This is a genomic window from Vibrio sp. 10N.222.49.A3 (assembly GCF_041475145.1).
GTDB classification, from domain to species: Bacteria; Pseudomonadota; Gammaproteobacteria; order Enterobacterales; family Vibrionaceae; genus Vibrio; species Vibrio tasmaniensis_A.
The window spans coordinates 1-19,660 of the sequence record NZ_JBFRVM010000238.1; the positions used below are offsets into that span (position 1 = coordinate 1).

Sequence of the window (19,660 nt, forward strand, 5' to 3'; positions counted from 1 at the left end):
TCTTAAACGATCGGCATTAACTCGATTGAGTGGCCTTTTGTTTATTACTTCACAGTGCTTACAAGCGGTTAAGCCTTATAGACCTTTAGTGTTATAAGCCTTGAACCCTATAGACCTTGCACGTATTGAGCGTTAGTACGAACTTCGACTAGCTGCTCTAGGTTCTGTTGTGAACCATCAACGCCGTCAATCAAACCTTGGAAGTGTTTGATCAACTCTACTTTGTCTTGTACTTCTTTCGAACCCGCGCCGATGTTGGTTAGGTCAATGAAGAACTCATCGAACAGACCAGAGAAATCCGTTACAGCGTCATGGTTTAAGAACTGCTCGTGGTTGTAAATGCTTGGGTAGCCACCCTTCTGTTTATCCACTGCGAAAGAGATGCCTTTCACGTTGGTAATCGTGGTCGCTTTCTCACACTTCAACATACAACCGGCTTCAATGCTTGGCTTGTTACAACCCACGGTTCTTTGGAAGAAACACTGGCGGCTGGTCATCATCAAGATTGGGTGGTAGATGCTGTAGAACAGTTTGAAGTTCTCTGGGCGGCGAATATGACGAATCTGACCTTTGTTGATCTCGTTCGAAATGAAAGCACCAGCACAGTTCAGCTCTTCTTTCAGCGTAACCAGTGCGTGAGAGTTTGTGGTGTTCATGAACGGGCCTGCAACCCACTCAATTCCCATCTCGTAAGCTTTGTAAGCAATACCCGTGTTGTTGGTCACGATGCGAGCTGGCTTGATCTCTTCAAGAATACGAACCGCTTCGTCGTAATCTTTACCGATCAATACTGCTGGGAACCAAGGAATCAAACGTGGGTTTGCTGCCAAGATGTCGATGTACTTGTTACAACGCTTCTTGAAGCTTTCAGGCAGTTTGAAGTAAACATCCGCGTCAGTTACGTCACACAGGTGCAAGTCTTCCACATCAGCGATAAGCATCGACATGGTTGGCTTCTCGTTAACCTTTGGTTGCTGAGGCAGTGCTGGCACTTCAACGTGCTTAATCACTTTCACAGAACCGTTTAAGATGAAATCGATTTCGTCTTTTAAGACCGACACTTCTTTCAAAGGAAGAATCAGACCTTCATCTAAGTTGTCGTAGTTACAGTTTTCAAGCGTATGAACCGCACTCTTCACTGATTTGAAACGCTTCTCAAGTAACGCCTGAGTAATCGCAGTCTCTTTAGCTGTTGCCAATAATGATTGAGACTGAACCGTAAAGTTTTCTTTTGGTGTGTTCACTGTCACCGTAAATGGTTGACCCACCTTAGCGCTAAACGACAATGACACCGGTGTTTTACGAATATCAAGGAACTCGATCTTGTCGCGCATTTCGCTACCTAGCGCATTCTTAGCTTCATAAAGATCGCTAGTTACTTCTTGAATTTGCACAACAGAGATTTCATTGTTCTCTTTCGTCGCTTTATCAACGGCGTAGTTCATGCTGTTGTCACGTGGATTATCAATGAACATGTCTTTCGTTAGGTTGCCCTTAAGGAAAGAGTTGGTGAAATCACGGTTGAATACTTTGTGTAGGTTTGAATCGTCTTCGATCAACAAACCACTTTCTACAAAGCTATCAATCTGTTTTCGCCACGTGTCTACCACAGTGTATACGTAGTGTGCGCCTTTAATACGGCCTTCTACTTTCAACGAGTCAACTTTCGCGTCAACCAGTTCAGGTAGGTCGTAGTAAGCGGAGTTATCTTTCAGGTTAAGTGGGAACTTGTTGCCTGCGTTGGTGATTTCGTATTCATCACGACACGCTTGGCTACAACGCCCACGGTTACCTGAGTTACCGACACTTACTGAGCTTGAGTAACATTGGCCAGAGAATGCGATACACAAAGCACCGTGTACGAACACTTCAGTTAGAACATCGTGATCGTGTGCCACTTCCGTCAGCATTTTGATTTCTGGTAGGTTCAATTCACGAGACAAGTTAACGCGCGTCGCGCCAATCTTAGACAAGAACTTAATCTGGCCTTCGTTGTGCGTCGTTAACTGAGTCGATGCATGAACATCTAACGATGGGAAATGCTTTTTCACCAAATCAAACAAACCAAGATCTTGAACGATGATGCCGTCTAGTTTGGTGTTCACCAGTTGGTTCAGCAATTTAGTGATAGTCTTAATTTCATGCTCCAGCAGCACAACGTTAAGAGTCAGAAACACTTCACAACCATATTCATGAGCAAGGCGAATCACACCATTCAACTCATCTAACGAAAGGTTAGAGGCTCTGTTACGAGCGTTGAAGGTGTCTAAACCACAATAAACCGCATTGGCACCGGCCACGATAGCGGCTTTAATCGCCTCGACATCGCCACCTGGGGCTAATAACTCAATCTTTCTGCTCATTTTTGAAGTCGCTCACTTACTTATAATTTTTAAGGCGCGTATTCTACCTACAACACGATCTCTTTACCACCTAACAACACTTTCCAAACTAAATGACCTCAATAATGCCAAACGAATTCGATTTACCTATCCTTTATTCTTTAAGACGCTGCCCTTACGCTATGCGAGGAAGGATGGGTATCGCACTATCACAGCAGAAAGTGTTACTTCGAGAAATTGTTACCAAAGATAAGCCTAGAGAACTATTGGCCAGTTCGCCAAAAGGCACTGTTCCAGTATTGGTATTGCCAGATGGCCAAATCATCGAACAGAGCTTAGATGTGATGAATTGGGCGCTTCAACAAAACGATCCTCAAGATCTTCTGCGTTCAAGTAACCCAACACTTAGCCAACAAGTCCACCAGCTCATTAAAGTTAACGATGATGAGTTTATTAGTCACTTAGAGAAATACCGTGCGTCTGTTCGTTACCGAAACATCGATACGGAACAACGTCGACAAGCCTGCGAAGCGTTCATTAGTCAGTTAGAAGCGCTACTCACCGAGCAGCCCTACTTTTTCGGAGAAACCCCAAGCTTAGCCGATTTTGCCGTGATGCCTTTTGTTAGCCAGTTCGTAAGAGTCGAGAAGAAGTGGTTTGTGCAATCTGAATATCAGAACGTAGGACGTTGGTTAAGAGCGCACCTCGACAGTAAGCTCTACACCCAAGTCATGAAGCAATACCCTTTGTGGAATGAAACCAAGCAAGATTGTTTTTTTGGGTAGAATTAAGTCGCCATGAATTGCTGGAGATAACTCCATATTGCTGAAGATTACCGAAGATGACTGTAAACAGTTCTAAATAAGCTTGATTACCTCTAGATTGTTATGAAAATCGTGACACTGAATTACAGGTGACGCCATTGATGGCATATTAGATATCAACGAAAATAGCCTTTCACTCAACCTCAACGTTAGTTTGAAATGCGCTATGCCAAAAAACAAAGTGAATACGTTCAACACACCTAGTCCCGATTTTAAAGGGTTCGCGAAAGTTTCACTGTTAGTGGCCTTCTCGCTTGCCCTTTCAGGCTGTAGCGCGAAAAACAAAGCAACCAACACAGGCCAATCTGTTGCGCAGCAGAATCAAACCTACACGGCGAAGAGCTTCAATAAACCCGATAGCAAAGTCACGTTAATCCTCTCTTTTTCTGGTGGCGGCACACGTGCGGCAGCGCTCTCATATGGCGTGTTGCAAGCATTGCGCGACACCAACATCGAAATCGAAGGTGAAACGGTCAATCTGTTAGAAGAAGTCGATATGATCAGCTCGGTATCCGGTGGCAGCTTTACCGCCGCCTATTACGGTATCTATGGCGACCAGATATTCGAAGATTACGAAGAAGCATTCCTTTATCACAAAGTCTCGAAAGATCTGCTTTCCATCCTTTTATCTCCTACTTATTGGTTCTCGTACGCCACCAGAACAGACAAAGCCACCGACTATTACAAAGCCAACATCTTCGGTGAAAGCACGTTTGCCGAGATGCACCGAGAAAATGCGCCCTACATTGTGATTAACGCAACCGACATTTCAACGGGTTCGCGCTTTTCATTCACACAAGAGTACTTTGACCTGATTTGTTCAGACTTAAACAGCTATTCCGTGTCTAGCTCGGTGGCCGCCTCTTCTGCTGTCCCTTTTGTATTTACTCCTGTCGTGCTTGAGAATAGAAATGACTGCGACAAAACAGAACACACAAAACCCTCTTTCGACGCCACCAGTTACCGCAACCGAAATCTGATCAAGTCGCTAGAGTCCTATAGCAATAAGGATGATGTGAGTTATCTACACCTTGTGGATGGCGGGATTACTGACAACCTCGGTTTGCTGTCGGTGTATGAGATGTCTGAATACTTGCGTTACAACGACAACGAAGAACTGAAAAACTTGTACTACACCCAGCACGCGCGTCCTATTGTCATCATTTCGGTTGATGCATCGACGAACCCAGAATCTGGCATTGGAGAGTCAATTGAAGCGCCTTCCATGAAACAAACGGTGGACGTCATCACCGATATCCAGCTGCATCGCTATAACGACACAACAAAAGATTTGATCGTCGACGAGTTGCAGTCTTGGTCGGAGCTGGCCTCTCATCAAGGTCGTAAGGTTTCTCCGCACTTCATTGAGATCAGCTTGAATAAATCAGACAACAGTGCCAAGCGATACTTACTCAATCAAATTCCGACGGACTTTATGATAGACAAAGAAAACGTCGACCTATTGATTGAAGAAGGTAACAAACAACTTGTTGCCGATCCGGAATTTCAAAACTTCTTATCATTTGAATATAACAAATGATGCTAATCTAGTTGCTTATTAAAGCGCAATCTGGCGATCAAAAATCACGTCATAATTTCACCTTTACAAGGATCACTATGGAATTTGAAAACAACATCTTACATCTCGGGTCATTCTTTGCAGTGACCATGGGGATCGTGGTTCTATTTATCGGTCGGAGGCTCAATCAGGTCATCGGTTTTTTGAAAGAGTTCAGTATTCCTGAACCTGTCTCTGGCGGGATTTTGGCATCGCTCCTGTTTGCGGCTCTTTACGCGACAACCTCAATTGAAGTGCAGTTTGATCTGTTTGCTCGCGATGTATTATTGGTCTACTTCTTTACCACGATTGGTATTAACTCAAGTTTGAAAGACCTGTTCAAAGGCGGAAAGCCCTTGGTCATTTTGCTAGCAATCACTATCTTCTTCATGATCATGCAGAACATCGTCGGTATTTCTGTCGCATCAATGTTTGGCCTAGAGCCTGTCTTTGGTCTACTCAGCGGAAGTATTTCACTGATTGGCGGACATGGCACCGCGATTGCTTGGGCCCCCAAGGTTGCAGAAGAGTTCGGCCTAGAAAGCGCAATGGAAATTGGTATCGCCAGTGCAACGTTCGGGCTGATTTTAGCCAGCCTTATGGGTGGTCCTATTGCGAAGTTTCTCATCAAGCGTCACAACCTCAAACCTACTGATGAACAATCAGGTTCAATCGATTCAAATGTCAAAAAGCAACAACAAGCCCTCACATCATTTCAATTTTTAGACGCCGTATTAGCGATCCATATTTGTGTCATTGTCGGCGCGTTGCTTAATGAATTGATCAGTCAGACAGGATTACAGCTTCCATTGTTCGTATCGTGCTTGTTTGCGGGTATCGTGATCACCAACGTAATGCCAGACTCCTACCCAAGGATCTCGGGCGCAAAATGGCCGACACGCTCGCCCGCTATCGACTTAATTGCTGAAATCTCCCTGGGTACATTTTTGGCGATGTCACTAATGAGCATGCAGCTTTGGACGCTCATTGACTTGGCGGGTCCTATCTTCGCGATATTGGCAATGCAGCTGCTACTGGCCGTGATAATCAATATCTTCATCGTGTTCCCATCAATGGGTAAGACCTATGATGCGGCTGTTGTATGTGCTGGGTTCGGAGGGATTTCGTTAGGTTCAACACCGACAGCCATGGCGAATATGTCGGCAGTAAGTCAGAAGTATGGGCATTCAGCACAAGCCTTCATCATCGTGCCATTGGTATGCGCGTTCTTCATTGATTTAGCGAACGCCCTGATTATTCCTTACTTCATGAGAATGATGTAGCTGACCTTTGTTAAGACGGTACACCACAATTTGTAAAAGCGGTCTACCGCAATTTATTTAGGCGGTGTACCCCAATAAAAAGAGCCGCTCGTACAGAGCGGCTCTTTTGCTAATGACTCAATTTGACTATCACTAACGACAACCCAAAGCTTATTGAATCGCTATCGAAATCTCGACTTCAGTTTCGCCTTTGTAGAATTCAAAGTCTGTCGTGTAAGTTCGGACATGTGGGCAATCCGCTGCGTTGAAATACGCCCACACCTCTCCCCATAAATCGATGACCGCTTGAGGAAGTTCTCCTTTAGCTGAAAACGTTAGGTACTTACCTGCTTCAATTTCGGTTTCAACTAGCGCATCTAAATTGTTATCGGTGAGTGCGCTAGTACAAGCGACGACATCAAATTCACCCGTAAAGTCAGACTCGTAATTGGTGTAGACACCATACACTTTTGAATCCGGCGTTAATTTTGGAAACGCTTGGTCAAAAAAGCCCTGCCACAATTGCCCTATCTTGGCTTTGGCCGGGTCAATCTCATCGGTATTAGTGGTTCTTACTGAAAAACCATACGCCTTTACGGCTTCAATCGTTTCTACTTTCATTCGTTTTATTCCTAAGCCAATTGACGATCTAACTGTATTGAATCCAATGTTTTGTAAAATAACAATACTAATCTTGTATCTCTTTATGGCCACACTTTTCACAGACAAGGTGACGAGAAAACTCATCCATTGACGCGATAAACGGGCCAAGGAACCAACCTTTTATCATGCCTGCCCAAAACTCGCTTCGCTTTTGGTTAGGTTTGTCTGCAAACGCACTCGTCTTTCTGACCAACACAACAACATGTTGTGTGTCTTCTCTGCATGCGGTGCAATAGCATTGTTCTATGGTGTTATTCATTTGAAAGCCTATGACGTTTTGAATGAAATCTGCTGAAAATGAGGATTGTCGACACAGACTTCTAGTGTGGAAAGATCAGTGAGTACGACAAGTTGTTCTACACCTTGAATACTGACCTTAATGCACTCTTCACGGCTATCATTGCGTTGAGTATCTAATCCGACACATTCAATCTGCTCGCCAGACTTCAGCGTTAATTTGATTGGGTATCGGTGCATACACACAATCTCAATATAATCGTAATCGTTGCAACTAATCATAATACCCCTCCAATTCATCCACCACGCTAATGCGACACGCCATACTATGCAATATGCATATAATCAATCATTTACCCAAGTCACATTGATGTTCGTCCGAAACTAAACTTGCTTCTAAACCTACTTCTAAACTTAGCTTAATCCAGCTTAACCCATTCACGTTTCTTCTACTCACGCCTGCTTATTCTTTCATTGTTAAATAATAATCGAGAACAAAACAATGAAAACCATGAACCATTTACACGTGTTAGCTTTCTTAGGATTAGTTACTTCAATGATGGCGTTTAATGTTAGTGCGGCCACTGAAGTCGATGCGAGCCAATTCGCCAATGGCAAAGCCAAATATCGACAGCTTTGTCAGGTGTGCCATGGCGACAAAGGACATGGCGACGGACAAACTTCCGCTTCGTTACCACACAAACCGGCTAACATCGCTAATAAACTCAATGGCTTTTTTGCCAGCCCAAGCTCTTTGGCGGATGACATTTTAGAAGGTAACGTAGAACAAGGTATGCCAACGTGGAAAGGTACAATTACCAAGCAAGATGCGTTAGATATCTTGTGGTATGTAGATTCAATTCAGTAAGTTTTCACTTGTTTGAGCATTCTTGTATAAACACCATGAGGGGCTACATTGTCACGCGTGGCTATATCGGGGACTGCGATTACTTGATCGCTTTCCAATAATGATAAAGCCCGTTGATATCTGAAGAGCACATCAACGACATCGCGCCTTTGATCTGTTCTTCGCTCCACTCCCACCATTTCATTTCTAACAACTGAGCAATCTCAGTGTCATCGAATCGATAACGGATATGACGTGCAGGGTTTGAACCGACAATCGAGTATGGCGCTACATCTTTGGTCACAACCGCTCTACTCGCGATAATCGCCCCGTCACCAACCTTAACACCACTCATGATCATCGCTTCTGTACCGATCCACACATCATTACCAATCACAGTATCGCCAGAGCGTTCAAAGCCGTCTATCGCATCTTCAAACTTCTCGTCGTCTTGATAGAAAAACGGGAAAGTGCTGACCCACTGATTTTGGTGGCCTTGGTTGCCCGCCATCATAAATACGGCGCCAGAACCAATCGAGCAATAGCTGCCAATGATCAGCTTATCGATGTCGGTTCTATCCGGTAATAGGTAACGCGCACAGTCATCAAAGCTGTGGTTATGGTAGTAACCCGAGTAATAGCTGTGCTCGCCCACAATTATGTTTGGGTTGGTCACTTGCTCTTTAAGTGACTTTCCAACAAACGGGCTTTCAAAATAGTTTTTCATGTTTGTACTCTTAGTTTCGTTCTTTTAGTTAGGTACTTGTGTTGCGTGTTTATGGTTTAAACTGGTTTATCTGAGTGTAAAGGGCAACGCGCCCTATCGACCGCCCGCAATATCAATAAAAGAGCCGGTGACATACGAAGCTTCGTCTGACAATAACCACGCGATAGAGTTAGCCACCTCTTCTGGTGTGCCGCCTCGTTGTAACGGTAACTGCGAAGCTAGTCTGTCTACGCGATCAGGCTCTCCGCCGTCTGCGTGCATTTCAGTATAAATACAACCTGGCCTTACGCCATTCACTCGGATATTGCGTGAAGCCAATTCAAGCGATAAGCCTTTGGTGAGTGAATCCATCGCACCTTTCGATGCTGCGTAATCCACATATTCAAACGGTGCGCCTGTGCGAGAAGCGGCGGACGATACATTCACAATCGAACCCGCGCCATCAGCTTGTTTGATAAAGGCTTTACTGCACAGAAAGCAGCTTGATACGTTGGACTTCATCACCTTTTCAAAGCGATCCAATTCAATATCAACCAATGGTGACTGGGTAAACAAGATCCCGGCATTATTGACCAAGTGAGTCACTGGGCCCAGCTTGTTACGTGCAATCTCAAATAAGGATTTCACGTCCGATTCAACAGACACATCCGCACGCACACTAATCGCGGTTCCGCCTTGTTCACGAATCTCGTTCACTAGATCTTCAGCTCGCGACTCATTGTGTATGAAGTTAACACATACAGCATAGCCTTGATTGGCCAACAATTTAGACGTCGCCGCGCCAATGCCTCGGCTCCCGCCTGTTACAATCACTACCTTGTTCAATGAAACCTCCTAATGCCGCTTGTTTGTTATAACTTGGTTTTTCGTTACAAACTGATCGTATCGACACAAACTAATTGTTCGATACAACCTGAATCCACTGCGATCGCCAAGCCGGCGCTTCGAATGGGTCTGGCCAAAACTCAGTTTGCTTTTGAATTAAGCCATCTACAACCGTGTGAAAGGTGATCACTCGGCCTTTCAACACACTGTCTGTAACCGAAACGTCCGTTACTACGGTATCACCTTCACAGACAATTGAATTGAGCGCGAACTCCCAAACACCATTAGCTGGGTATTCAGCATTGACTGCCGTGAAGTTGTCGCGCCCTACCGTCAATTCAGACGACTGCGGCCAATAGCCTTCAAAATCTGTGGCTAGCCATTCACTCGCCTTTGCAAAATCATTACTGCGCATTGCATCCCAAAATCCTAATACCACTTGTTTTGGTGTCATTATTCTTCCTTAAATTAGCTACTTTCGACTAAGCGTTACTGATTAAACGTATTTGCCAATGATTATTGAAAGATCATCGACACTGTTAGCAATGTAGTCCGGCTTGGTTTGCCAATTTTCAGGCTCCGATCGGCTATAACCTGCGGCTACGGCAATCACTTTTGCATTGTTACCCAGCGCGGCTTCAATATTGCGAGCAAACTGTGTGTCCGCTTCATGGTCACCGATGTACATCAAACAAAGCTCATTAGTCGGATCGGCGCCAAATATGTTCTCGACACATTTCACACCACCAAATGGATGGGGTTTTTGGTTGCCGTTCGAGACATCGTCATAACCCACGACCGATTTAAACAAATCGCCGATGCCATAACTGTCGAGTACACCACGAATATTCAATTGAGAGTTTTGAGAGCAGATCCCATGTGGAAGATGCGCAAACTGATTAACCACGATTTCCATTCCTTCAAACAAGGCAACGGCTGTTTGGTTTTTCTCTTGATGCTCTGCCCACATTCCACCAGCGATCAACATTTCATCGTGTGATAAACCGTAATAGTCGACATATAAGGCTTGCCAGTTTTTAGCACCGTGGTTGGCTTCATGATAAAGCGCTTCGCTAAGCAAATATTTAGGTAAGTTGTCGCCTGACAAGTGTGGCGCAACTAAAGAGATAATGTCTTTGGTGATTGCGATATTCTTTGGAACGGAGTTGACTAAGGTTCCATCGTAATCCCACAGGATGGCATCTAACTTCATGGTGTATCTCGTTGTTTAAATTGACGATTTCAATTTATCACTTGAAACCCTATTGAGGGAAATCTTATTGTCTTGAATTTCGAAATTTGTCTAATAGGAGCAAAGCTAGAGAACAAACCGTTACTAGCAAACAAAAACCAAACAGCCTTTGCTCACATCACTGCTTTATCAATTGCAATATATGCGTATAATCCCCGCTCCATTGCGCTATCGCCATTAAAAATAGCGCCATTCAACACTTTTAATGAGTACCCAATGTCGAAACTATTTTTCAAAGGCCGTATCGAAACAAGACAGAACCACGTTCTTGCTGGCTACAACGTAAACCGCGATGTAAAAGCGGGTACTGAAGAATCTCCAATTGCTGTAGTAGTTCAAACTGAAGCGCGCAAAGCAGAAGTTGAAGCATTAGCTGCTGAAAATACTATCTTCGTTACTGTTACAGTCGACGCAGACAAAGAAGAGAACACCATCGAGCTTGATACTCTACTGAACAAGCCAAAAACGATGACGTTTGAAAAGACCCCTAACCGTAACGACCCATGTTCTTGCGGTAGCGGTAAGAAATACAAGAAATGTTGTGCATAAGCACTTCTGATTCATGCTACTCATAGTGTGATTAAGATGATTGATTAAAACGGGCAGATCACTACGATCTGCCCGTTTTTTTTATGTCTCGAGTTGCTCATTTGGAAATATACTAGCTTTTAGAGAACGTTAGCTTTTAGAGAAAAATAGCTTTTGCTCAACCATGATAAATCAACCAACATGCTGGTGAACTATTGGGTTATTTCGCTTTCGCCACTGTCGCTTCTGACAACTTACTTAGTACACCCGATATTTTTTGAATCACTTTGTCACAGCCATTGATCGCGTGACGCTCTACCAAGTAATTAGGATCGTTGTAAGACAACCATACTTTCTTATTGGAATCTTCCGTGACTAACACCTTCTGCGGTAAGTCTATCGCGACTTCTTGAGCACATTGCATTAATGGTGTCCCTACTTTCGGGTTACCAAAGATGATGACTTCGGTTGGTCTCAATTCAAGATCGACCTTACTCGCGTTTTTCTGATGGTCGATTCTCGCAAACAAGTTCAATCCTTTGCTTTTTGCGATTTCTTCAAAGCGGTCAGCGGTCTCTTTCACTGAGTAATTACTTTGATATTTAATCAAACCATCAGAAGCCGTAGCTGAAAATGATGCCGAGAGTAAAATGGCGCATAGTGGTAGTAATTTTTTCATCGTCACCTCTGAGATTTAACCTAATCAAACTTACATTCGTAGCGCCACTTCTAAAATCAGCGACGTAACCCATGTCAGTATAGACACGTTTCCATTCTCAATTTGCAGAGAGGATCACTTTTCTAATGCGTCTTATTATCAGCAGTTGAGATAGGAATTGTTTCAAAAGCTAAACACATGATCAGTGCCACGACTTAGTCCCACACTTTTCACACTGGTATTCGTAATCACTGTCGACATAAAAACCGGGAACATTATGGTCACCTTTAAACAATAACGTCATCAGGTACTCCATCAACACGCCTAGTTTCCATTGTTTCTTTTCAGATTCAGCTTCCGCTTTAGATTGAGCATCGGAAGCGTTAACAGCAAGGTGCGGGGTAAGTGCGTTGCACTGCTCACAGTTATAAGGGTGTTTAATATATTTATTATCAAGCATTTATATAAGCCATCTAACATTTATAAAGTTGACGAATACTAACAACTTATCACTCGGTTCTCGAACTCATTGTTGTCCTTTAGAGTTTTATTAGAAAGAAATGAGACACGAGATAATACCATGTGCCATGTATCTACTTTTATTGGCATTGCGCAGAACAAAAAGAGTAACCGTGTATCGTTTGAAATTTAGTTAAGCGCTTTAATTAGAACCGTGTATTTCCACAGGTTTGCTTCATCTTCTCCGAGATCGATACTTGCTTCTCCACCCTCTTTATCAAGAATAAAAACAGGCATCTGTCCGCTAGACTCTCCATTTTCATAATCGCATGACATTTTGGCTTCCAGTAGAATAGCGTTAGCTTCATGCTTAGAAAGAACACCCGAATAAATGCATTCTTCAGTTTGAGATGAGACTTCCTGTCCGAAAGAGTCGAACTTAAAGGTTGGGAAGTTGAGTTTTGATTCAGAATCCTCGACAGTGATCGACACTTGGTAATCGATAGCTTCAATATTGTTATCGGTTGCAAATACACAACCGGAAACGCCAAGTAACAATACAGCTAAAGCAGTGGTTTTCATGTGGTTCTTATTCCTTCAACTATGGGCTTGCTACTCTCAAGTAACACTATGAATTCCCGGGTTAAATTTAAACGTTGTTAGGTGAAACTTGTTTGCCATTACTTGGCAAGATAGTTAACTTTTACTTTAATAGTCCTTTGTCCGCAGCCCCTTCAAGTTGCACTTCTAGCTCTTTCCATAGAGCACGACTGCCTTTAGAAATACGCTCACCATTGAAGGTCAGTACTTTGTCTTTGGATATGTTGTGCTTCTTCCAGCTATGACCACCACCATGGATGTTATGAAGCAAAGGTGGCACTCTATCGATCGCCTTACCAAATCTGGCTTCCGGCGACTCACCCGCTTCGAACTCAAGCCATAGATCCAAGTACTCGGTGCTTAAATGGCTCGGCAATGATTTGAGCAAGCGCTCGACGCAGTTTCTCTCTTTGAGCTTGTTTTCTTCGGTTTCACTGGCATAAATGATAGTGTCTCCTGCATCGATTTCCCCCAGGTCATGAATCAGCAACATCTTCATTACTCGGGTAATATCGATTTCTTCATTGGCATAGTCTTTCAACATGAGCGCGCTCAAACAGACGTGCCAACTGTGCTCGGCCGAGTTTTCATATCGGTCCAATCCAACTGGTTTTGTCTGTCGATGAACATCCTTTAATTGTTCAATTTCGACCATGAATTGCAGAATGCCTTTGATTTCTTCCACGATGAGCTTCCTTAACTTAAGTTGATGATTTATCCGAGCTGAGGGTTAAAAGAGCGACAAAGGGTCGTTACTCCCAATAAACCGACATTTTGTAATACGCAACGCCCGATTTTTCAAATTCAGAGCCTTCGACAGCCATCCCAAATTTTTGATAAAAACCTAAAGCCGTTGTACGCGCATCGCACCAAAAATATTGGATGTTTAAATCTTTGAGGTTCGAGATTGCATGTTCAATCACGTTTGAACCGATTCCCTGCCCTTGGAATTCAGGCAGCGTCGCAAACTTTCTCAGCCTCGCTTCATGGCCTTGGATATAGATAGACGCGACACAAACCAACTGCTCACCAACAAACGCGCCGTAATGCGTTGCTTGTTCGTCATCTGGCACCATACAAAACGACATCGGTTTATCAGGCCAAAGCACTTGATGCCTAACCGGAAGTACCTCAATCGCTGAAAGCTGTTTTATTTCCATACTCTCGGTTTAACTCCCGACTTGATGAACCTTGTTGTGATTGCAGTGCTTGTGATTACCATGATTGTTATTACTAAGCTTATTATTACAAAACTTGGTAAGTCATTAAATGATAACGCTCTAATCCCTCTCCCTCTGTGGACGAGATAACAAAGCCTTGCGACTGATAAAAGCCAATCGCATTTTCATTGGCAGTCAAACACTTCAATGTCAGACCAGAGTAATGTTGTTTGCAGGTATTGAGTAAAGCAGAACCAGCCCCAGAACGTAGCGTTCGCGGGCAAACATAGAGGTGATGGATGAAACTTTCAGGTTTCCAAATAGAGGTAAAACCTAAAATCTTATTGCCAGAAACGGCGACCCATATTTCTTCACCTTCTGTATCTAATTCGAAATCGGATAACTTAAAAGCGTCGGCATCAGCCCAATGAAAGGTGTCCTGTCTTGATTCTAGATAGAGCGCCTGTAAAGCGGTTAAATACTTGGGTTGATACCTTGTGACTTCCATGTCGCTCCTGCCAATCCGTATGACTAGAATTAGGGTTGTTGACTAAGCTTATCTACCTGTTAGCCATAGGGTGTTCAGGGTTTAACTGAAGCAGATCCCACAAGTTACCGTAAAGATCTTCAAACACAGCAACGGTACCGTAACCTTGCTCTTTAGGCTCTCGGACAAAGTTAATGCCCAAAGACGTCATGCGTTCGTAATCACGCCAGAAGTCATCGGTGTTTAAGAATAGGAATACGCGTCCACCAGCTTGGTTACCGATGAAATCGTGTTGCTCTGGCTTGGAAGCTCTAGCAAGTAACAGGCTCACACCGGTTGAATTTGGTGGAGCAACAACAACCCAGCGTTTATCTTCTTCTGGTAAATACGTGTCTTCGATGAGATCAAACTTAAGCTTGTTTACATAAAAATCAAGCGCTTCATCGTAGTCTTTTACCACGAGTGCAATGTGGACAATATTCTGTTTCATAACATACCTTGTTGGGGTTTTAGCTACGTGGAATGATGCCATGAAGCAGGCAAAGACACTAGGTGTTAACACTTAGTTTGGTGTTATGGTTAAAACAGTCCTAAGAGTACTCATGTTTTAGTTGCTAGCAAAGCACCGCAAGTCGCCAAAAAGCCACCTGATACCTGTTCAATAGCATCTTTGCTGAGCGCCCTTGAAATACAAAACGAGCTTTAGAGGCAGTGCAAGCATAGAGACTCAATACTCCACCTACAGCTACAGTTGAAATCACCAAAATCATCATCACATCTGTTGTGGTAAATGTTTTTAGGTCTATGAATGCGGGAAAGAAACCCATGTAAAACAAAATCGCCTTTGGGTTTGAAACTGTCATCAATAAGCCGATAGTCACGCTTGAGGCTTTCGTTCCTTGCTCCGAAGATGTACTCGATGATTCACTAACATCTGACGTCCATGTTGTGTAAGCCAACCAAAACAAATAGGTAACGCCTACATATTTAATTACCGTAGCAAATTCACCCATTGCGCTAGCTAAAGCTGATAAACCAGACAAAGCTAAGAATATAAAAATGTAATCCGCGATTAGTACGCCAAGCACCACTAACAAGCCTTGTTTCCAACCAAAGCTTAGAGACCTCGACAGAACTGCGAGAACGCTGGGTCCCGGTATGGCTGCAGATAGTAACATCGCAACAAATAGCGCTATTCCTGATGTAATTGACATGATCCCTCCCTAGATCGTTTGTCGTTCGACAATTAACCTATTTATGTGACTAAACGATTTGACCGCGCATGATAAATTGCGGGCCTGCTGCGCCACCTAGATACTGTTGATTGGTATCTTCGAAGCCGCCTTTCTTATAACAATTGAATGCTGCCGGATTTTTGCAATTCACAGTTAAGTAAATCGACTCATACGCTGAGTAATTCGCTTTTAAATATGGAAACAAAGCTTTGACCGTACCAGTTCCTAAACCTTTACCTTGCTGGTTTTTATCAAGCACAAAAGCTCTTAAGCCAATGCTTCCTTCAGGGCAGAATTCGTAGTGCTCTGCGTAAGCGATATCCAGCTTAAAGAAACCAACAACTTCGTTATCAGACTTAATCACGTGCAAGTGCGTCGTTTCACTGCCGTCTAATAAAAACTCTGCAGCTGTACCAGCGAACTTAACCTGTTCATCGGCGAGTTGGATGGCCTGAACTAACGCCACATGTGATTCTTCAAGCCTTTCGATAGTTATCATTGTTGTTCCTTCTGTATAACACCCACGAAAAACCGACTAGAGCTCATCGCTAGTGTCTCGAGAACCGTAGTTTGGGAAGTTGATATTAAGAACGTTATCGTCCTCAAGCGTGAATAGAACACTTCCATTCTCTACACCAGTTTCGTTCCTATCTGAACAACCTAGAAACAGCTCCCAATCAAACGAATATTGAAGTCGGTATTGATTCGCATTGATGTGTAGAACGTCTTTGATGTTAATGCCGTTCACCACGTGCGCCATATCATCTATGTATGACAAGTCTGGGATTAACTTTTCTTCGAAATCACTCTTATGCTCGGTGAAGAAATTGAGCAGCTCAGAACATAACTCGGAGCCATGAACCGATGGTTTAGACAAACTAGAAAACAACATTTCTAAATACTCCAAGGATTGTTTTGATATTGGGAAGATGCGCGCGGGTCTGTTACAAATTCAAGCTCAGCCAGCGCGAACTTATAAGGCTAAACGTTACTATTATCCGAGCTATTAAACGAGTACATTCGAACTTCATCTCGAGGAAACCAGCCCAATTTTTCGTAAAACTGTTGAGCGTTGATGTTGTCGTTATAGACAAACAAGTGGGTCTTCGGGATGCCTAACCCTGCAAGGGCGTTGACCGCCTCTGCAACAAGCTTACAACCTAACTTTTGCCCTCTGAAGTTGGCCGAGACAGCTAAGTGTTGTAAATACCCACGACGTCCATCCGTTCCGACCAACACAGCACCAATGATCTCGTTGTTATTTTCAGCCACAAAACTCAGACCGGGGTTACGATCTAAATAGTTCCCAATACTTTCTTTCGAATCGGCATCGCGAATACTCATGCCTTCTGTCTGGCACCACAACGCGATCACTGAGTCGTAGTCTGAAATTGCCATTTCCCGAATGTTGACCACTCTACTCTCCTTGTATATGCGGGGTCTTTATTTGCTACTTTTTGACGAGCGACTTGGTGAGAAACGATAGCGAGGAATCTACAGGGTAATTTTCTAACACCATCTGGCATTCATACCCTCGTTTCTCATAGAAAGGCTTAGCTTGGAAACTTAATGTATCGACCAATGACGACGTACAGCCTTGAGACTTCGCATACTCTTCAATAAGTTCTAGCAGCTCACTGCCGACTTGCTTTCCTCTCATCGAATCATCGACCCAGAGAAACTTAATCAGTAACCAGCTTCCCCAAAGATCTGCAATAATGCCACCGACTTTGTTGCCTTCCTCCATCGCGTAGTACGCAACTTGAGACTTGGGTATCCCTTCCAGAAACGGTGTGTTGTGTTTGATTAACCCGCCTCGGACTTCATTAATATCATCATCGGAGGGCTCGATATCTAATTGGTATTCCATTGACTTCCTATCTCTGGATTAACGGCTTATGTAACATGTTCGATGCACTTACTAGCAGATAGCTAAACCACTAAAGTGAGTTATTTGTACAAGCTAAACTTCTTTGTAAATTCACGCAGGATTTCCGTGTCACCAAACAGGCATACACCAAGATACTCAAGATCTTCTTCTTTAGTTTCTTTAGTTCGTTGCTGCTGGTCAACAGAACCACCTTCGATCATTGAGCTTGTAAAATCGGTAAATTTAATACCACGGCTAAAGGCTTCTTCACGCACTTTTCTAAGCTTATTTGAGTTGTCTGCTTTCAGCACGATGAAAGGATAGTGAGATAGGTTTGGGTGAGCATTGCCATCCAAGTCTTCATAGTCAACGTAGCAAGCCTCATCACTTTCTAATTGATTAGATAGGCCAACGCTCAAGTGCCCTAGCACGTTCAGTGTTCTTCCCAAATCCATCTTTTTGCTTAAAACCGCTATGAATCGTTTTAGGCTTTCGTCTGGTAAATGGCTCACTACATATCCTCATTCATTCTTAATCACAGTATTTGTATAACGCATTACTGGGGCGTGAGCAATGCAACCTTAGTACTCAGTTAATACGTTTAGTCCATCCAATAATTTCGAGCAAAGACCAGTATTTGGTATCCAACAACAAGGTCATGATTTAATGAATATCTTGGCAGAACCTAAAGAGATAACCGTCTGGAGTTTGAACGATGAACTGCTTCTGAGTCGCGATCGAATCACCACATTGATAAGACTTCGACTCTAACGCTAAGTAAATAGAATCAGCGGCGCTTTCGTTAACTCTCTTATAAAGTGGTTCGATATCGATAACATCCCATTGGAAGTTAACACCACGCCCTAACGGAAACTCCAGATCACCTGAAAGCCATTTTCGACTTTTGCCCGCAATCCCTTCAAGCATCACATCAACACCATCGAGCGTTAGATAAGCAAACTCTTCATCTGAGCGATCGTATTTCACTTCAAACCCCAACACATCGACAAAGAAGGATTTGCTCACATTAATATCGAAACAATAAAGCTCTGGAACTACTCGTAATGTCATGATTTACCTGTCTCATTATTTTATTACTGATTAGTCCTCTTCTTTTAATGCTAGAGGGCTATTGCGTTACTTTCTTTATTGGCTGACACACAAACAACACGTAAAACAATGTAAAACTAAGCACCATGGCACCAAAAGTGCTAAACCCAGCATAATTCATTGAAGTCGAAACCGTAAAAGGAGCAACAAAAAAGAGTGAGTAGTAATAAATAGTAAAAGGCTTCAATACTTGAGCGCATTGTCTACATGGCATGTGCTTGGAAGGATGCAACTTTGATTTCTCTTTAATAGAAACCGACGCCCCACAATTTGGACACTTGAACATCGAACATCTCCTTAATACGACCAAACCTACCGTTTCAATACTGCAAGGCGTGGTGAAAGTACCTTGTTAGTTGACTTAGTACGCTGCACCATTGATCTTACGAACTGGGATACTTGCAAGCACTTCATTTTCGGCCATTCTCATGTTCACGGCCAAAATATCTGCGGAGCATTTCTCTGTCGTTACGTAATGCGTTAAACATCCACATGACTTGCAGCGATGAAATTCGACTTCTTTATCGCCCCAACAATAAAACTCAGTTTTCTCGCTCAAGTTGATTTGAACTTGCTCTGGAGAAAAATACGCCCAAGCGGCAGCATAACGACGACAGATAGAACAATTACACTCCCCGACTTCGTCTGGAAGCGAGCTCAGTTCTAAGCTCACATTTCCACAGTGACACTTTAATTCCATTTGATTGTTTCCTGTATTCACATAGCAACGGCCTAACAATTTGTATTACTGCGCTAGCTTCCCAAGGATGACCGGATCGCTCAACAGATTCGTCAGAGGAAGAAACAATGGCTCTGGTAACTCATCTAACTTAAACCATTTCCATTGCTTACATTTATCAGGTTCTGTTATCTGTGGTTTGCCGCTAGCGTCAGAAGCAACAACAAACAGCGTTATATAGTGCTTGTTCTCTTTCTCAAAAATATCATTGGTAAAAGTCAGCTTCTCAAATGCACTAACAACTAAGACAGTCTCTTCGTGATCTGCTCCAGTCAGA

Annotated in this window: 28 protein-coding genes and 1 pseudogene; 5 read left to right on the top strand and 24 right to left on the bottom strand. The window is 43.3% G+C overall.

Annotated features, from left to right (window positions below; all coding sequences use genetic code 11):
- Positions 1-107 precede the first annotated feature (107 nt).
- Entirely contained in the window at positions 108-2,363 is a 2,256-nt protein-coding gene (locus AB4589_RS23940; RefSeq protein WP_135442983.1) for a peptidase U32 family protein, read from the bottom strand.
- Positions 2,364-2,536: 173 nt separating this feature from the next.
- Between AB4589_RS23940 and AB4589_RS23945 the strand changes: the two genes are divergently transcribed.
- The 3 genes from AB4589_RS23945 (at position 2,537) to gltS (ending at position 6,007) form a co-directional block, all read left to right on the top strand.
- On the top strand, positions 2,537-3,127 hold the full coding sequence (locus tag AB4589_RS23945; RefSeq protein WP_372101845.1) for a glutathione S-transferase: 591 nt from the start codon (positions 2,537-2,539) through the stop codon (positions 3,125-3,127).
- A 205-nt stretch (positions 3,128-3,332) separates the two neighbouring features.
- On the top strand, positions 3,333-4,706 hold the full coding sequence (locus tag AB4589_RS23950; RefSeq protein WP_372101831.1) for a patatin-like phospholipase family protein: 1,374 nt from the start codon (positions 3,333-3,335) through the stop codon (positions 4,704-4,706).
- Positions 4,707-4,783: 77 nt separating this feature from the next.
- Entirely contained in the window at positions 4,784-6,007 is a 1,224-nt protein-coding gene (gene gltS, locus AB4589_RS23955; protein ID WP_372101832.1) for a sodium/glutamate symporter, read from the top strand.
- Positions 6,008-6,157: 150 nt separating this feature from the next.
- On the opposite strand, the gene AB4589_RS23960 is transcribed toward gltS, so the two are convergent.
- From AB4589_RS23960 to AB4589_RS23970, 3 genes are all read right to left on the bottom strand, one after another.
- On the bottom strand, positions 6,158-6,607 hold the full coding sequence (locus tag AB4589_RS23960; RefSeq protein ID WP_372101833.1) for a GyrI-like domain-containing protein: 450 nt from the start codon (positions 6,605-6,607) through the stop codon (positions 6,158-6,160).
- A gap of 67 nt (positions 6,608-6,674) precedes the next feature.
- Positions 6,675-6,908 carry a hypothetical protein gene (locus AB4589_RS23965; RefSeq protein WP_004733848.1) on the bottom strand — a complete coding sequence of 78 codons (234 nt, stop codon included), beginning with the start codon at positions 6,906-6,908 and terminating at the stop codon, positions 6,675-6,677.
- 8 nt (positions 6,909-6,916) lie between these two features.
- The gene (locus AB4589_RS23970; RefSeq protein WP_004733849.1) at positions 6,917-7,168 is read right to left on the bottom strand and encodes a Rho-binding antiterminator; all 252 of its coding nucleotides are present in this window, start codon (positions 7,166-7,168) and stop codon (positions 6,917-6,919) included.
- 220 nt (positions 7,169-7,388) lie between these two features.
- On the opposite strand from AB4589_RS23970, the gene AB4589_RS23975 reads away from it, so the two are divergent.
- On the top strand, positions 7,389-7,754 hold the full coding sequence (locus tag AB4589_RS23975; RefSeq protein WP_372101834.1) for a cytochrome c: 366 nt from the start codon (positions 7,389-7,391) through the stop codon (positions 7,752-7,754).
- A gap of 79 nt (positions 7,755-7,833) precedes the next feature.
- On the opposite strand, the gene catB is transcribed toward AB4589_RS23975, so the two are convergent.
- The 4 genes from catB to AB4589_RS23995 all read right to left on the bottom strand — a co-directional run bounded on the left by catB (position 7,834) and on the right by AB4589_RS23995 (position 10,498).
- Entirely contained in the window at positions 7,834-8,460 is a 627-nt protein-coding gene (gene catB, locus AB4589_RS23980; RefSeq protein ID WP_371710633.1) for a type B chloramphenicol O-acetyltransferase, read from the bottom strand.
- A gap of 93 nt (positions 8,461-8,553) precedes the next feature.
- The gene (locus AB4589_RS23985) at positions 8,554-9,285 is read right to left on the bottom strand and encodes a glucose 1-dehydrogenase (RefSeq protein ID WP_372101835.1); all 732 of its coding nucleotides are present in this window, start codon (positions 9,283-9,285) and stop codon (positions 8,554-8,556) included.
- A 70-nt stretch (positions 9,286-9,355) separates the two neighbouring features.
- Positions 9,356-9,739: a nuclear transport factor 2 family protein gene (locus AB4589_RS23990; protein WP_135384974.1), complete on the bottom strand. Its 384-nt coding sequence runs from the start codon at positions 9,737-9,739 to the stop codon at positions 9,356-9,358.
- 42 nt (positions 9,740-9,781) lie between these two features.
- A complete protein-coding gene (locus AB4589_RS23995; RefSeq protein ID WP_372101836.1) occupies positions 9,782-10,498 on the bottom strand; it encodes an HAD family hydrolase in 717 nt (238 codons plus the stop codon).
- A 255-nt stretch (positions 10,499-10,753) separates the two neighbouring features.
- Here AB4589_RS23995 and AB4589_RS24000 point away from each other — a divergent pair, with 255 nt between their 5' ends.
- A complete protein-coding gene (locus AB4589_RS24000) occupies positions 10,754-11,086 on the top strand; it encodes a PBPRA1643 family SWIM/SEC-C metal-binding motif protein (RefSeq protein ID WP_041472810.1) in 333 nt (110 codons plus the stop codon).
- A 199-nt stretch (positions 11,087-11,285) separates the two neighbouring features.
- On the opposite strand, the gene AB4589_RS24005 is transcribed toward AB4589_RS24000, so the two are convergent.
- From AB4589_RS24005 to AB4589_RS24080, 16 genes and pseudogenes are all read right to left on the bottom strand, one after another.
- The gene (locus AB4589_RS24005; RefSeq protein WP_041472811.1) at positions 11,286-11,744 is read right to left on the bottom strand and encodes a DUF302 domain-containing protein; all 459 of its coding nucleotides are present in this window, start codon (positions 11,742-11,744) and stop codon (positions 11,286-11,288) included.
- Between the two features lie 181 nt (positions 11,745-11,925).
- Entirely contained in the window at positions 11,926-12,183 is a 258-nt protein-coding gene (locus AB4589_RS24010) for a hypothetical protein (protein WP_372101837.1), read from the bottom strand.
- A 188-nt stretch (positions 12,184-12,371) separates the two neighbouring features.
- On the bottom strand, positions 12,372-12,764 hold the full coding sequence (locus AB4589_RS24015; RefSeq protein WP_372101838.1) for a hypothetical protein: 393 nt from the start codon (positions 12,762-12,764) through the stop codon (positions 12,372-12,374).
- Positions 12,765-12,885: 121 nt separating this feature from the next.
- The gene (locus AB4589_RS24020; RefSeq protein ID WP_017104340.1) at positions 12,886-13,467 is read right to left on the bottom strand and encodes an HD domain-containing protein; all 582 of its coding nucleotides are present in this window, start codon (positions 13,465-13,467) and stop codon (positions 12,886-12,888) included.
- A 67-nt stretch (positions 13,468-13,534) separates the two neighbouring features.
- The gene (locus tag AB4589_RS24025; RefSeq protein WP_017104341.1) at positions 13,535-13,942 is read right to left on the bottom strand and encodes a GNAT family N-acetyltransferase; all 408 of its coding nucleotides are present in this window, start codon (positions 13,940-13,942) and stop codon (positions 13,535-13,537) included.
- An 85-nt stretch (positions 13,943-14,027) separates the two neighbouring features.
- Positions 14,028-14,450 (bottom strand): GNAT family N-acetyltransferase, encoded by a 423-nt coding sequence (locus AB4589_RS24030; RefSeq protein WP_017104342.1) that lies wholly within the window; start codon positions 14,448-14,450, stop codon positions 14,028-14,030.
- 52 nt (positions 14,451-14,502) lie between these two features.
- Positions 14,503-14,919, bottom strand: coding sequence for a VOC family protein (locus tag AB4589_RS24035; protein WP_009846821.1), 417 nt, complete (start codon positions 14,917-14,919; stop codon positions 14,503-14,505).
- 110 nt (positions 14,920-15,029) lie between these two features.
- Positions 15,030-15,643, bottom strand: a pseudogene (locus tag AB4589_RS24040) (LysE family translocator).
- 49 nt (positions 15,644-15,692) lie between these two features.
- The gene (locus AB4589_RS24045; protein ID WP_372101839.1) at positions 15,693-16,163 is read right to left on the bottom strand and encodes a GNAT family N-acetyltransferase; all 471 of its coding nucleotides are present in this window, start codon (positions 16,161-16,163) and stop codon (positions 15,693-15,695) included.
- Positions 16,164-16,199: 36 nt separating this feature from the next.
- The gene (locus tag AB4589_RS24050) at positions 16,200-16,556 is read right to left on the bottom strand and encodes a hypothetical protein (protein ID WP_372101840.1); all 357 of its coding nucleotides are present in this window, start codon (positions 16,554-16,556) and stop codon (positions 16,200-16,202) included.
- Positions 16,557-16,645: 89 nt separating this feature from the next.
- On the bottom strand, positions 16,646-17,080 hold the full coding sequence (locus AB4589_RS24055) for a GNAT family N-acetyltransferase (protein WP_065681852.1): 435 nt from the start codon (positions 17,078-17,080) through the stop codon (positions 16,646-16,648).
- A 34-nt stretch (positions 17,081-17,114) separates the two neighbouring features.
- Positions 17,115-17,534 (bottom strand): GNAT family N-acetyltransferase, encoded by a 420-nt coding sequence (locus tag AB4589_RS24060; RefSeq protein WP_372101841.1) that lies wholly within the window; start codon positions 17,532-17,534, stop codon positions 17,115-17,117.
- Between the two features lie 80 nt (positions 17,535-17,614).
- Positions 17,615-18,046 carry a DUF2000 domain-containing protein gene (locus AB4589_RS24065; RefSeq protein ID WP_372101842.1) on the bottom strand — a complete coding sequence of 144 codons (432 nt, stop codon included), beginning with the start codon at positions 18,044-18,046 and terminating at the stop codon, positions 17,615-17,617.
- Positions 18,047-18,197: 151 nt separating this feature from the next.
- On the bottom strand, positions 18,198-18,605 hold the full coding sequence (locus AB4589_RS24070; protein ID WP_372101843.1) for a bleomycin resistance protein: 408 nt from the start codon (positions 18,603-18,605) through the stop codon (positions 18,198-18,200).
- A gap of 400 nt (positions 18,606-19,005) precedes the next feature.
- Entirely contained in the window at positions 19,006-19,344 is a 339-nt protein-coding gene (locus AB4589_RS24075) for a GFA family protein (RefSeq protein ID WP_048615768.1), read from the bottom strand.
- Between the two features lie 45 nt (positions 19,345-19,389).
- Positions 19,390-19,660 (bottom strand): NUDIX hydrolase (locus tag AB4589_RS24080; RefSeq protein WP_372101844.1); only part of this gene is annotated, 271 nt, incomplete at its 5' end.

Bases quoted from the DNA above. Each gene is read 5' to 3' on its own strand.
- gltS (WP_372101832.1), top strand. From the start codon at position 4,784: ATGGAATTTGAAAACAACATCTTACATCTCGGGTCATTCTTTGCAGTG.
- AB4589_RS23950 (WP_372101831.1), top strand. From the start codon at position 3,333: ATGCCAAAAAACAAAGTGAATACGTTCAACACACCTAGTCCCGATTTT.
- AB4589_RS23965 (WP_004733848.1), bottom strand. From the start codon at position 6,908: ATGAATAACACCATAGAACAATGCTATTGCACCGCATGCAGAGAAGAC.
- AB4589_RS23990 (WP_135384974.1), bottom strand. From the start codon at position 9,739: ATGACACCAAAACAAGTGGTATTAGGATTTTGGGATGCAATGCGCAGT.
- AB4589_RS24075 (WP_048615768.1), bottom strand. From the start codon at position 19,344: ATGGAATTAAAGTGTCACTGTGGAAATGTGAGCTTAGAACTGAGCTCG.
- AB4589_RS24030 (WP_017104342.1), bottom strand. From the start codon at position 14,450: ATGGAAGTCACAAGGTATCAACCCAAGTATTTAACCGCTTTACAGGCG.
- AB4589_RS24005 (WP_041472811.1), bottom strand. From the start codon at position 11,744: ATGAAAAAATTACTACCACTATGCGCCATTTTACTCTCGGCATCATTT.
- AB4589_RS23995 (WP_372101836.1), bottom strand. From the start codon at position 10,498: ATGAAGTTAGATGCCATCCTGTGGGATTACGATGGAACCTTAGTCAAC.
- AB4589_RS24050 (WP_372101840.1), bottom strand. From the start codon at position 16,556: ATGTTGTTTTCTAGTTTGTCTAAACCATCGGTTCATGGCTCCGAGTTA.
- AB4589_RS24035 (WP_009846821.1), bottom strand. From the start codon at position 14,919: ATGAAACAGAATATTGTCCACATTGCACTCGTGGTAAAAGACTACGAT.
- AB4589_RS23945 (WP_372101845.1), top strand. From the start codon at position 2,537: ATGGGTATCGCACTATCACAGCAGAAAGTGTTACTTCGAGAAATTGTT.
- AB4589_RS23940 (WP_135442983.1), bottom strand. From the start codon at position 2,363: ATGAGCAGAAAGATTGAGTTATTAGCCCCAGGTGGCGATGTCGAGGCG.
- AB4589_RS24070 (WP_372101843.1), bottom strand. From the start codon at position 18,605: ATGACATTACGAGTAGTTCCAGAGCTTTATTGTTTCGATATTAATGTG.
- AB4589_RS23970 (WP_004733849.1), bottom strand. From the start codon at position 7,168: ATGATTAGTTGCAACGATTACGATTATATTGAGATTGTGTGTATGCAC.
- AB4589_RS24000 (WP_041472810.1), top strand. From the start codon at position 10,754: ATGTCGAAACTATTTTTCAAAGGCCGTATCGAAACAAGACAGAACCAC.
- AB4589_RS24010 (WP_372101837.1), bottom strand. From the start codon at position 12,183: ATGCTTGATAATAAATATATTAAACACCCTTATAACTGTGAGCAGTGC.
- AB4589_RS23975 (WP_372101834.1), top strand. From the start codon at position 7,389: ATGAAAACCATGAACCATTTACACGTGTTAGCTTTCTTAGGATTAGTT.
- AB4589_RS24025 (WP_017104341.1), bottom strand. From the start codon at position 13,942: ATGGAAATAAAACAGCTTTCAGCGATTGAGGTACTTCCGGTTAGGCAT.
- AB4589_RS24060 (WP_372101841.1), bottom strand. From the start codon at position 17,534: ATGGAATACCAATTAGATATCGAGCCCTCCGATGATGATATTAATGAA.
- catB (WP_371710633.1), bottom strand. From the start codon at position 8,460: ATGAAAAACTATTTTGAAAGCCCGTTTGTTGGAAAGTCACTTAAAGAG.
- AB4589_RS24045 (WP_372101839.1), bottom strand. From the start codon at position 16,163: ATGATAACTATCGAAAGGCTTGAAGAATCACATGTGGCGTTAGTTCAG.
- AB4589_RS24015 (WP_372101838.1), bottom strand. From the start codon at position 12,764: ATGAAAACCACTGCTTTAGCTGTATTGTTACTTGGCGTTTCCGGTTGT.
- AB4589_RS23960 (WP_372101833.1), bottom strand. From the start codon at position 6,607: ATGAAAGTAGAAACGATTGAAGCCGTAAAGGCGTATGGTTTTTCAGTA.